We start from the raw sequence: 12,651 nt of genomic DNA on the forward strand, positions 1-12,651 counted from the left end.
GTAATTAATCCATTATATAAAAAAAACAAATAAACTAAGCACGGTAAAAGCATGATTTAAAATGCAGGGGAAACACTATAATAGGCAGTGGACATAAAAACAGATAGTTAATCGTCAGTTAACACATAACCATAACCACAACCCAAGCAGTTCGCATCAGTATTACAAATATCCTAATGTGTGCCTATTTCGTTTATAAAATAAAGCTTATAAAAGATCTATTTATTGTAAATAGGACATCCATAATATTAAGCAATAAAGACATTAAACGCAGACGGGCTTGCACTCTCTTTTTGAACTCTTACCTCAGATACATTTACAGCATTAAAGGTAACCGTAATACCTTCCCTTATATCACGCACGCTGCTTTGTAATTCTCGGGCATTGAAATAATAGTCTCCATCCTTCGATTTAATGAAGCCAAATCTTTTCTTAGGATCCCATTTACGTACTTTACCGCTGTATGTACGCAAGTCCCCTGCCGTACTTTTAGATTTTAATGCAATAAAACAGCGATCACTGGTTTCTTGCACAATATCAAAGAGCGAATCTCGACTTTTAATCAGTTTTTTTAAGCTCTGAAAACCCTCAGTTCGCGGATCAAACGAAGAGTTAATTTGCTTAATCATACTGCCCATATCACCAAGATAAACAGGATCATCTCGTTCTACACAGCGATCGTAAGCATTCAGTAATAAAGTATCTAAATCATCATTATTGTTTTGAGTGACTTCGAATAAGTTATCGATGAATACAAAGTTGTGACATGCTTTTCTAAAGCGTTCTGGGGTATTTTTCTTACCAATAGCCATCACATGTATGCCGTACTCTCTAATACGTTGTGCGACACTATAAAAGCCGCCATCGCTAGACACGATACAAACAGCATTAACACGCGAGTTATTATTAGTGACTTCAATTGCATCCATCATCAACGCATGATCCGCAGCATCCTTACCATAGTGGAACTGCTGTTTAGGGCTTGATGCCGTTTCGTGTAAAATATCTTTCCATGCTTTTTGATGTGGGTCGGTCCAATCTGCGTACACCCACTTAATCGCGACAGTGCCGTATTTTTCAACTTCCTCTAACATCGCTAAATAATCGTTGTGTGAAGCATTTTCAGCATCAACTAGTACCGCAAAAGTTAACTCTGTTTTCATTATGATTATCCTTAATTTTAATGTCTGTAATAACAAATTAACTATTAATTATTTAAACGAGAACGGCAGACTGTTCACTCTTGGTTGAGCACGCTATTCGTGTTTGACTAACATCATCAAAACATGGCATATTCTCGGTTAAAGTCTCATCTAAACGTGACAGCATAATCTCAACACTTTCATAATCATTAAGTTTAAAGGTTATTAATTTTCCATTGATGTCTGGCACATACAATGAAAAAGATCCTATAACCTTGTTATATGAATCAAACAAGTCGTACTCTGCTATCTTAGAAAATAGAGCTTCTACATCGTCTTTGATACCAGCTTCATAAATATCAAGTTCACTTTCAAGGCGTAACACTTTACAGGCGGCATTTCGACAAGCTAGCGCACACCTAAATTTAATATATTCTTTTACGTCTTCCGTTGTATTTAAAACTAATGGTCTTGAATCAAAAGCCATTTTATGTGGCGGTTCTTTTTTCTGATGTTTTCGTTTACCCTTTTTATTATTTGGATTCAATGATTCAAAGTGAATAGTCATCGCACTTGATAGTATTCCAGAAAGCATACTACCGATCTTAAAAATACGGTTGTTATAATAATTTTCGCCCTGATTAAGAACAAATGACACTTCATCAGAAGCGGAAAACGCACAATAGAAAAAGCTACTATCAGTTGCGGCTTTTTTATTTTTCAATGAGTAATGCACTTCCTTGGTCGCTTTTGATAGTCCTCGATTGTATCTTTCATTCGATAACGTATCTTTTAAATATTTTTTACTGGCCTTAATGCCATCAAGGCGATAACACAAAAACTGTTCAGGTTTTGAGGCGTATTGAATTATTGAATCCATTTCAATTTCATTATATTTTTTCATCAGTGCTGTAATTTCAGCTGTCGAATATATACTCATTTTAAATCCTTAATGATCGTACTTTGCAACGACACCGCTTCTCGTTCCATCTATGCTATTTATCTTACGAGGAACAACTTATTGCTATTTGATAAGATAATACGGGAACAGACATATCACGGCCTTTTGCGGTCATAGATTCATGGTTCATGTCTGTCCCACTTTTATTACGTCAGGCTTTGATAATCCAAAATACTATTTACATGCACCAGGAGTTCGACAAGCACAAGTCGAAGGTGCATGACAAGCATGACCACTGCAACGGGTTGCATTAGCTAATTCACCAGGATATTGACCAAAATGACGTTCATAATTGGCTTTAGTATTTTCAAATGCCGCCTCTAGATTCTCATTATCATCTTTGCCATATATGCCAAAATACGGAAAATGATCGAGATAGAAACCAAACACGTTATCGCAATCATCACGATATGAACGTGTATCAAGAATATGCGCATGCCAAAATTTATCGACAAGCTTATTAGGTACTAGGATATCTTTAGGGTGGAGTAATTTAAGCGTTAAATAACGACGATATTCTTGTTCGGCTAGTGCGCATTCTTCTTTTGTCATTTCAGCTTCACTCGATTCGCAAAGCTTCCATTTCAATTGTTCAAAATTTAGCGTTTCCACATATGAATGAATACCGTTTACACTTGTATTTATTGATGCTTCCATTGATTTATCCTTAAAAAATAATTGAATTTATATAGTTTTATTAACTAATAGATTTCGAATATTTAATAAGGCAGATATTGAGCGCTAGATCATTAAACGATGCTAATGAGGCTGTATATGTCTTCATTAAATAACTCCTATTTGGTTAACAGGAGTTATAATGAATTTGTTCCGGGCACAAAAAAGGGTTATTTTATTTATAATTTAGTAATGACTGTAAATAACTCGCGGCTTCCTCTGCATCAGCTTGTTTTGCAATGATTGTTTCTTTTAACGACGTTACTACGGGTAAAGGTAACAGAGCTTCTTGCTCTAATGCCTCTAGTTGTAATATCGCACCATTCATATCTTTGGCTGCATAGCGTGATTCCGCAGCCTGATAACGACTGGCATAATGCTGCCAAGGGATTTTAGCTTCATAAAAAACAAGCATCGGTGCTAGGTTGAATTTATCATTTTGATAGTAACCAAAAGGCGACGGCAATCGTTCAGTGAAAAGATCAAAGTTGTTAGACTCTAAGCAATTAGCAATTTCAGCCATATTTTGGGTATCTATGCCAAGACAAAAAAAGATCAATGCTTGCTCCTGCGTTTGCTGCAGCAGACTAGAAATACGGCCAGTTTTAGGTTCTAGGTATCGGTACTGGAATATTTTTTTTGTCGGTCCAACGCCAACAATAGCAATCAAACATAACGCATTATAAATCGCATTACTTTTACCTGCTAAAATCTCATAATGATTGCCGTGAGTAGTTTTAACTTCAGTAACAACTTGCCGTCTGAATTTCTTTGTGGCCTCAGTACTATTATCTCTCTCTTTGGTAAAAATCGTGTTTAATGCGTTATGCAATTTTATCGGTAACGTCTTATTCTCAAGCTTTAAAAATTGTCTCGCATAGTCGTTTATTGAACCAGTTTCCGTTTTTTTCGACATCAATACGTTTCCAACTCTGCTTCGCATAACACATCGCGGATCTTACTGCGTGAACTTACTGTGGCATTCGTAGCTGCCAACTTAATCACCGCTGTCATACCAGTATCGCATTGGTAAATAGAATTTTTGTATCTTAAGTCATAACTGTCATATCGACTAAGGTTGTACCGTTCACCGTTATAGCGATCATAAACATAATTAATAACCCCCATACATTGACCTATTTGCAACGCTTCTTTTTTACTCAAACTTAAGCCGCCTAGCAAATTATTTTTATTTTCCACAACTTCATCACAAGCTTTTGGTAAATGTTTCATTGCACCTTTCTTGGCAAGTTCAATCCCTACACACTCACCGACTTTAATCACCTCAGTCGTATCAAAAAACATAAGGTTCGTTTTACTGATCTGCTCGATACCCTCTTCACAACGTACAGGTATTCTTACCTTCGCCATGCTATTAAATGAAATCATAAGGGCGATTAAAAATAATAATTGTTTCATGCTGTTAGCTCCTTACCGCAAAATCTAAATGCTCTAAAACAAATAGTAATAAGAACCAACGAATATACTGCATTGGCTAAATCTGCTGCAGAGCCTTCTTCAAACATTTCAATATTAACCGATTGTAATGTTGGGTCTTGTATTGCGCTGATAGAAAGAATTAACACAAGTACAGATAAGTGCAGGCAAAAAGTATTAAGCCACATTCGATTAAAGCAATTGGCAAACATAGCTAAACAATACCGTTTTTGAGGATGTAGCTGGGACTGCTTAGCAATATTTTTTATCGCCATAAAGATAATGCCTATAATCATGACCACTTCGAATGCATCAATCCAGGTAAGTTCAGATACTTCACCTACCCCAACCATAATCTCTTTACTTTCGAGATAGTACAAATAATACAAACCCACTATACAGGCCATAGATATGAGCAAAGTCATTAACTGAATTAAAAACTGAAGCCAAGTTTGTTGGATATGCCTGAATTCGTACACGCCTTTCGGGTCACACAGCCGAGTCTTGTTCCGATGTCGTCTGAGAAATTCAATTTCCCTAGGGAGTTGTTCTGGATTTACCAGAATTAAAGGGGTTGTCTGCGGCTGTGTAATTTCGGGAACAATTAAGTTTTTGCTTCCAGAAAATGTATCTGAACAATCTTTATCGTCATTGATAGGTTGTAAGTCTTCCATTTTAATTCCAAAATAAATATTAACTCATTGAATAATATCATATTAAAATACTACTTTATACTTAACCATTATTTTCATATGTATTTTTATACTCACTAAGACATATTTCACATTTTGAACTTAAGCCATCGATCCTAACCCCACTCCCTCAATTGCTGCATTTCTTTTAACCGTCCACGCTGTAACTCCAACGCTTCAAAAAGATCATCAATAGACGTGTTGTTGATAGTCAGTCCCGGCAGAGCAATATTAGCTTCAGCAAAGAAACGGGTCGATTGCGTATCATCATCAGTCCAAGCCTGTTGCCACCAGTCCGTAATACGAAATTTAGCGTCTTTTAGCTTTTTGGCTGTGGGGAGACTATCGCTTTTCTGACCATTCACTTTGCTATCACTCGGCAGTAAATTCCACAGATCGTTATTCGGCCAGCGTGCAAATGGCATACAGTGATCTATTGCGAACTCTTGTTTTAAAACCTTACCAGACCAGACACATTGCAGCTCTTGTTGCTGTCGTAGTAATTCAAAACGATTTCGGCTCTCTACTGTTGAGCGCTTGGCTTCTAACCAATCCAGAGAGTTTACGATAGCCAGCTGCTGCCTAGGGCTTTGATTACCCTGATAGCCCTTCATGGTTTTTACCCACTCACTGACAAGTACGGGTTCAACCCAGCAAGCATAACGTGTAAAAGCATTCCATACTGTTTCTGGCAGTGAGAACTCTCCCCATTGCGACAAAGATTCCATATCTAAAAACAAACTCTCTTTGGCACGTACTTTTTTATTTTCAACTTCAAATACACAGACATCACTATTAGGTAAGGTTATATGTGTACATGGCATTTCTTTAATATTTTGAACCGCCTTCGTTAACGTACGGTGTAATGCTTTTGCATCATCGCCAACAAATAAATGACCGATACGATAATCCGAGGCAGAACGATGGGTTAACTTATGCCAACCATCGTCTTTCATAAATCCCATATTCGGTTTTTTGTTTGGGGTTTGGTATAAACCATGATCGTCGATAAGCACTTTGTATTGATGACACCAATATAAAGCCACCAGCCCAACCGGTAATATGACTCGGTTTCCCTGCGGAGTATGTTCACGACGAATAACCGCACCAGGATGACCATCAGCGATACGTAATAATACCCGCATTAAAGCCAACTTATGCGTACCGGATTTATCATCATTAATCGCAACATGACGAATAAAAGGAAATGCCCCCGAGCCATCATCTGGAAGCTGTAATACCACGGTTTGCCAGTGAACAGTATCACGGCCAAGTTTGTCGCTATCATGCTCTGTTTTTAGCACGACTGACAAACCGACTGTCTTAGCTAATAATTCTAGCTCTTCAGTACTGACATCATGCATTTTACGTTCGTCGCCACTTGGGCCATGACGAAGCGAGATAACTAATTTAGCACCGGGCTTGAGTAGATTAGCTAGTTTTCGAATTGCACGAGGTCGCTCGCTTTTTGGGATATGCATCCACACAGCACTAAGCAGGATAAGATCAAAACTGATTTCTTGACGACAGACAACATCCAGTGCGGGTAATGAATCTTCCACCCATTTTACATTCAACCCCAGTGTTTGTTGCTGGCCTATTTCAGCTAATAATTTGGCTGGTTCGACAGCAACAATACTAATGTCGTTTACTTGACCTTGCTCAGCGAGATATCGACTATCACGCCCAGCCCCAGCACCTAAATCAAGAATACGTGCGTTGGGTTTGTTTAAAATTGGCGGTAAGAATTCAGACCACGCGGCATGCACTTCTTCGAAGGTTTTTGATAGGTATTGCTCGGCAAGTTTTTGAGCATGATCGTCATAAAAGTTGGTGTGCATAGCTAATCTTAACCTCAGATTTGAATGCGTGGAGACTGAGGAAGATTAGCATAATAGGCATTCTAAATATATATAGGTAGATCAGTACGTTTGATTAGTCGTTAATCACTTTAACACGTCCAACATCACCACTTTCTAAACGTACTTTAATACCATGCGGGTGGTTCGGTGAATTCGTTAAAATGTCTTTCACGATCCCGTCAGTCAAGTTACCACTGCGTTGATCTTGTTTCAGTACAATTGATACCGCTAAGCCCTTTTTGATATCAGATCTGTTCGTTCCGCTCATATTTGTTTTCCTGTTAAATCAGTGTTGAATTATATTGGCTGTGAGTTTGCCTTATGATTGAGGGGCGGTCAATGGCGATGAACACACCTAAACATGTAATATTTCTTCTGGTTGGCGCTGCTTTAACCTCTTAGGATACCTTTCTGCCATATAAGCTAAAAACTCATCGATGTCAGAATATGTATCGCTCTCGTGAAGTAATTGTGATACTTCTTCCGCGATTCTTTTGCCGTTGATCAGTAAAATAGGATACTTATCTTCTATCACTTCACGTTGTACTGAATCTGAAAAATAGCTAGTTGTAACATAGGCACCTAACCACCCCCTTTTCAACCGAGCAACAGTTCTAGCAATATGATTCCCACCTGTTGGAGTAGTCAATGATTCACACTTAGCTTGGCCTAACACAATTAGCTCCACTTTAGAGAAGCCACTCCCCAGTACAACTTTACCAATAAAGTCTGCACCACCATCACTTGAACCTTGTGTTATCCAGCCTTTGTGATATATCCCTAACTCTTTGCCAATCACACGCTCTGTTATAAATTCAGCCAACGCTTCAAAATGATGTTTCCTACCATCATAAAATTTATAAATCTTATTCAAAATCGCGTCTTGTTCTGAGCCTATTGTTGGCTTTTGATCCGCACTTTTAACAATTTGTAATTTAGACACTCTTCGTCTTACAGTATTTAACTCATTAGCACCGCTTTTAAACCACTGATTCCAACTGGCAGGCGCTTTCTTATTCGTATCCTGAATCGAAAAGTTTGGATGACGTCTTGAGTTAATCCAGTCCCATTCAAAAGTATCATGCTCTTTAGCCATGCATAAGACGGTAAAATCAAATGCATAATTAGTAAATGACTGCTGTTTGTTATTATCCCATTGCGTAACTAGCTCAATACTATTAATAATACCGAGTCCCTGAAACATAGGGTAGCCTTTGGGTACACCATTAACTGTTACTCGTTTAAAAAATACGATAGGTGGTGTTTTCTGACGCTCTTTAATATCATGTGAGTGTGCAAGTCGAAATGCTTCTAACAGAGCCTTATTACCAGGTGCTTGAGTAGGATCTTTACCGGGTTCTTTATTATCACCAAAATAACGAATGTGACCATTATCAGTATCATAGAAATCCTGCCATGGTGTTTCGGCTGAACCTTTTTTGTTCGGACTACTTGATATTAAAATTACAGGCCTAACCAGCTCTTTATCCGATGTTTTGAGTGCTGCAGATGGGTTAATTCCTTTTTCTAACTGTAACTTTTTAGAGGTGGGTACATTAGTAAGGAAATGAAAGTTTAGATGACCATCTTCATAAGCATTTTCATGACACGCAGGTTTTTTATATCTAAGAATATCATTAATTTTTATTTCCATTACAACTCCAAATGGCTGAACAACACAATCAAAACCATCGTTAAATTAGCATATTAGGGATTGTAAAAAAATAAGTTATTACAGTTAATTAGCTATACTATTGACACCAAATCGTCATTCTTATTAATTTGATTAGATGAAACAGTTTCATATTGATCCTGTTTCTCATACATAACTAGAAAATATTTAAGTTCTCGAATCCTTTCTATTTTGGCAGGAACCATCGACGCTATAGCAAAAACCAAGAAGCCGATAAAAAATCCATATGCACAAATTAATACTAAGACATCTAATTCAACGACTTTAATAACAGATACAATAAGTGCAATAATTAAAGCCATTAAAAAACCAAAAAATCTATTTACATATGTCCCCTTAACTTCTTCAAGCTCTTCACGAGCCTTTAAAATATCAATTAAGGTTGTAATATTTTTTGCTTCTATTTTTGACTTTTTAAGCTGAAAACGGAATTTCAAATACCTTATTTTTTGATGATTAGTATCTTCAGGAGGGACTTGAGCCTGCTCCTGAAAACTGTAACTAGTCATACTTAAGTTTTTTACAGCTCTTTCAGCCATAAGTAAAAAAATCCCTTCAAATAAAGCAAACAATAAAAACATCATATCCCTATCTATTTGTTCCGGATTAAATATTGAATAAAAAGCTCCAGTCACAAATATTATGAAGGATACAAGCGATAGTAACAATAAGACCTTATGTAACGCTTTTATTGATCTATAAGCATCCTTTAGAATTTTCGTTCTGGTGCAATCATTCATATAAGATTTCCAAACTGTTTCCCATTCATTCAAAACAAACATCCTTTTTTCAAAGTGTTACATAGGATATACAATATAATTTATGATTCTCAATAACTCAACATTAAGTAACTTATTTAACTACATTTTTTAATCTAAATTTAGATTAAACGCTGTCATCGAAACTACCATAATCACCAACAAAGACTGGTTTTCCCCTTATATCACAGCCCTTCACTTCCATATTAACTCACATCTAAGTTAAACTAATCCCAGCTAATCAAAGGACTTGATTAGACAAGACAAAAAGGAATTGAAATGAGTGAGATCTTATTGTGCAACAAGCCAATTAAAGCCGATGCGCTAGCTAGTCAATGTGGCATCGACAGCAGTATGATTTTTGGCGCTCAATGCCGCCAACCATCTATGCTTAGTGCTTATACCCCCTACCTTCTTGGTTCAGAACCATCTAATGCCGCAAAAAGCATGGTTAACCAGCTGACCAATACCGCAAAGAATCGAGAACTCACTAATATTGCGCTTTCCTTCGGGGGTGACAATACCCTTGCTATCGCAGACATATCAGCAAAACTACAAGCATTAGGTGTCGGTTCGATGGGGGCATCCACCAGCTTTTACGGTAATAGAGTTGGCGGTTTTGCCGATGCAGTAAAAAGCTACCAAGCAGCCTTAATGGAATATCGCCACGTTATCGAGAACAAAGTAACCAACTCTGCACTTAAAACCGCAGCCAAACAGAAAGCGATGGCAGCGTTACAAAAGATGCAACAAGGCTTTCATCATGAATTAAAATCGGTAACCGGTGCGGTTAAATCCTCTCGTGGCACACCGCTAACCAGTGGCACTCGCGGGACTAACATAGCCAGAAGCAGTCGTAACGTTGCTAAGCTAAATATCACCTCACAAATTCAAACCACTAACTTAGTTAAATTTAGCCAACATGCTAAATACCTCGGTAATGGCCTTGCTCTAATCGATGTTGGTAGTCGCGTCGGTAATATTCACAACAGTTACAAAGCGGGACAAAACTGGGAGCGCAAGATGTTTATAGAGTCCAGCAGTTTTGCTTTAAGTGCGAGTGCGGGTATTGCCACTGTAAATGCGGGCACTGCGGCGCTGGGCTTTTTAATGGTTGCAACACCTATCGGTTGGGTGGGTCTGATAGTCGGAGGGTTAGTAGTTGTAGGCGTTTCTGCAGGTGCCTCTATGTGGGTAAATGACTTCGCTAAAGAAGATGCGGGCGCTTGGTACGATAACATAATGGACTGGATTGATTAATCATGAGTTTACTTTCGACACTTTTTGCGTTAAATGCAGCGGCCCTTTTTGTGGCTTTAATTCTATACGTCATCTTTGGTCAAGTCACCGTTCGAAAACTCAGAATAAACCCTGCCACCAAAGACAAGCTTGGCATTGAGTTTACCAGTGGTTGGAGTATTCTCAATGTTGCACAGGCAATTGCACTGCCTCGGTTTATCACAGACAAACTAAAGCAAAGCCCGATATCATCGATGTATGCTCATACCGATGAATTATTAGCGCATACCACCCGATTTGACCGTATTCTGGCACGAGTGTTTTACTGGTTATTTACGGGTGCTGGATTAGCGTTTGTGCTAATGGCCTTATTAGATACGTTAGGATTATTTGATTATATAGAGTCATTAACGTAAAAAATAACATCACATTACTTAATAACCCGCCCATATCTTATTGGTAATTCGATAGATAGCGGCGGTCTATTTCGCCCTCGTATGCTTTTCTTATACTTCCCTTTAACTTGATGCTCTTTAGCCAAAAGTGTTCTATCGCAAAGAATCTGTATCAAACCGCAACAATCTCCACATAAAATTTAACAATCAGATGACTAAGAGCAATTTCAATGTTATTTTGTTTTTATTACGATTTACACATTAATAGGTAGCTTGATGGCCAATAACTCCGCGCAATTAATTTCATTAGTAAACAGCAAAGGTGAATACACTTATGTCAACGATCACTATTGTGACGCATTAGGTTATTCGCAAGATGCATTATTAGGACGCAATAGCCGCGAGTTAGACTCATCAACCATACCAGCTGCCGTGATAGCAGAAGTGAAAAAAACCTTAGCGCAAGGTTTCTCATGGCAAGGTGTTATCTGTAAAACAACCCAAAGTGGGTCTGATTTTTGGGTCGATACCTTTATCACCCCACAGTTTGAAAACGGTACCATAGTCGGTCATCAAGAAGTAAGCACCCCCGCTACCCCGCAAATGGTCAGCCGTGCGAATAACGTCTATCAAAACCTGCAGGGCAAAGGGCTGTTGTTTGAGTTTACCCGTAGTCAACGCTTTATGTTGCTAACCTTGGTGAGTGTTATCGCGCAAGTTTTTATCTACATCAATTTTGGTTTCGCTACGTCAGTCATTGCCTTGGTTGCTGCAATCACGCCTATGCTTATCTTCTGGCAAGATATCATCCCCATGGCACAAAAAGCCCAACGCATGCAGTCCACATTTGACAGTGTCAGTCGCCAAGTCTATTTCGGCAAAGGCACTGCCAGTGTTTTTGACTTTAATATGGGCATGCTTAAAACCAAAATTAAAGCCATTTTAGAGCGTACATTAGATTCGACAAAACCAGTACAAAACGTCATTGAAACGGTTTCAGCTGGTACCGAAAAGATCCGAACTAACCTAGTTCATCAACAACAAGAATTAACCGAAGTAAGTGCAGCAATGTCGCAAATGCTGACTTCGACCGAAGAAATTGTCCGTAATAGTGTGGAAACCTCTGACGAAATTAATGCCACGTTTAATCTGTGTGAAAAAGCCCAAAGTGGCATCAATACCACCACCATCGAAATTAGACTGCTAGCCGATGAAGTGCAACAAGCCTCTTCCGCAGCAGACCGACTAAACACCGAAGCACAAAATGTGGGTAGCTTGATGACTGACATTCAAGCGATTGCCGATCAAACCAACCTACTGGCATTAAACGCCGCGATTGAAGCCGCACGAGCCGGTGAACAAGGCCGTGGTTTTGCGGTTGTCGCAGATGAAGTCCGTACGTTATCATCGCGTACCCAAGATACCGCTAAACACATTCATACCAGTTTATCGACCATGTTAGAAACCATTAATGATTGGTTGATCATGATGAAGAAAAACAAAGAAAACGCCGATTTATGTGTTGATAAAGCAGAACAATCCGATCAAGCGATTGCGATCATCCATGAAAAAATGCAGCAGTTGTCTCAGCTATCAATGCAGATAGCAACGGCGGCTGAAGAACAAAGCATGGTATCAAACGAGATCAATAATCACGTTATCGACATTAAACAAGGGTCTGAGCTTAACTGGCAACATACCACCACAGTGATCACCCAAATGGATGAATTGAAAAACGATATCGACACCATTAGTAACCTGGCAAAAACCTTTATTCCTGCAAGCTAAAACCAATAG

13 protein-coding genes are annotated in these 12,651 nt (G+C 38.5%); 3 read left to right on the forward strand and 10 right to left on the reverse strand.

Annotated features, from left to right (window positions below):
- Positions 1 to 248: 248 nt before the first annotated feature.
- The 10 genes from PE36_RS03430 to PE36_RS03475 all read right to left on the reverse strand — a co-directional run bounded on the left by PE36_RS03430 (position 249) and on the right by PE36_RS03475 (position 9,235).
- Positions 249 to 1,163, reverse strand: a complete 915-nt coding sequence (locus tag PE36_RS03430; protein ID WP_006030566.1) for an NYN domain-containing protein — start codon at positions 1,161 to 1,163, stop codon at positions 249 to 251.
- Positions 1,164 to 1,215: 52 nt separating this feature from the next.
- On the reverse strand, positions 1,216 to 2,082 hold the full coding sequence (locus PE36_RS03435; protein ID WP_006030567.1) for a tRNA(His) guanylyltransferase Thg1 family protein: 867 nt from the start codon (positions 2,080 to 2,082) through the stop codon (positions 1,216 to 1,218).
- Between the two features lie 195 nt (positions 2,083 to 2,277).
- A complete protein-coding gene (locus PE36_RS03440; protein ID WP_006030568.1) occupies positions 2,278 to 2,760 on the reverse strand; it encodes a hypothetical protein in 483 nt (160 codons plus the stop codon).
- 193 nt (positions 2,761 to 2,953) lie between these two features.
- Positions 2,954 to 3,694 carry a hypothetical protein gene (locus PE36_RS03445; protein WP_006030569.1) on the reverse strand — a complete coding sequence of 247 codons (741 nt, stop codon included), beginning with the start codon at positions 3,692 to 3,694 and terminating at the stop codon, positions 2,954 to 2,956.
- Positions 3,694 to 4,197: a hypothetical protein gene (locus PE36_RS03450; protein ID WP_006030570.1), complete on the reverse strand. Its 504-nt coding sequence runs from the start codon at positions 4,195 to 4,197 to the stop codon at positions 3,694 to 3,696. The genes PE36_RS03445 and PE36_RS03450 overlap by 1 nt, the downstream gene beginning before the upstream one ends.
- The gene (locus PE36_RS03455; RefSeq protein WP_006030571.1) at positions 4,194 to 4,889 is read right to left on the reverse strand and encodes a hypothetical protein; all 696 of its coding nucleotides are present in this window, start codon (positions 4,887 to 4,889) and stop codon (positions 4,194 to 4,196) included. Before PE36_RS03455 ends, PE36_RS03450 begins: the two co-directional genes overlap by 4 nt.
- 134 nt (positions 4,890 to 5,023) lie before the next feature.
- Entirely contained in the window at positions 5,024 to 6,748 is a 1,725-nt protein-coding gene (locus PE36_RS03460) for a class I SAM-dependent methyltransferase (protein WP_006030572.1), read from the reverse strand.
- 94 nt (positions 6,749 to 6,842) lie between these two features.
- The gene (locus tag PE36_RS03465; protein ID WP_006030573.1) at positions 6,843 to 7,037 is read right to left on the reverse strand and encodes a YwbE family protein; all 195 of its coding nucleotides are present in this window, start codon (positions 7,035 to 7,037) and stop codon (positions 6,843 to 6,845) included.
- A gap of 87 nt (positions 7,038 to 7,124) precedes the next feature.
- Positions 7,125 to 8,423, reverse strand: coding sequence for a restriction endonuclease (locus PE36_RS03470; RefSeq protein ID WP_006030574.1), 1,299 nt, complete (start codon positions 8,421 to 8,423; stop codon positions 7,125 to 7,127).
- Positions 8,424 to 8,515: 92 nt separating this feature from the next.
- A complete protein-coding gene (locus PE36_RS03475) occupies positions 8,516 to 9,235 on the reverse strand; it encodes a hypothetical protein (RefSeq protein ID WP_043993808.1) in 720 nt (239 codons plus the stop codon).
- 264 nt (positions 9,236 to 9,499) lie between these two features.
- On the opposite strand from PE36_RS03475, the gene PE36_RS03480 reads away from it, so the two are divergent.
- From PE36_RS03480 to PE36_RS03490, 3 genes are all read left to right on the forward strand, one after another.
- Entirely contained in the window at positions 9,500 to 10,480 is a 981-nt protein-coding gene (locus PE36_RS03480; protein ID WP_006030576.1) for a hypothetical protein, read from the forward strand.
- Positions 10,481 to 10,482: 2 nt separating this feature from the next.
- Positions 10,483 to 10,875 carry a hypothetical protein gene (locus PE36_RS03485; RefSeq protein ID WP_006030577.1) on the forward strand — a complete coding sequence of 131 codons (393 nt, stop codon included), beginning with the start codon at positions 10,483 to 10,485 and terminating at the stop codon, positions 10,873 to 10,875.
- A 255-nt stretch (positions 10,876 to 11,130) separates the two neighbouring features.
- On the forward strand, positions 11,131 to 12,642 hold the full coding sequence (locus PE36_RS03490) for a methyl-accepting chemotaxis protein (protein WP_006030578.1): 1,512 nt from the start codon (positions 11,131 to 11,133) through the stop codon (positions 12,640 to 12,642).
- The last annotated feature ends 9 nt before the right edge of the window (positions 12,643 to 12,651 follow it).

Source organism: Moritella sp. PE36 (assembly GCF_000170855.1).
In the GTDB taxonomy this organism is placed as follows: Bacteria; Pseudomonadota; Gammaproteobacteria; order Enterobacterales; family Moritellaceae; genus Moritella.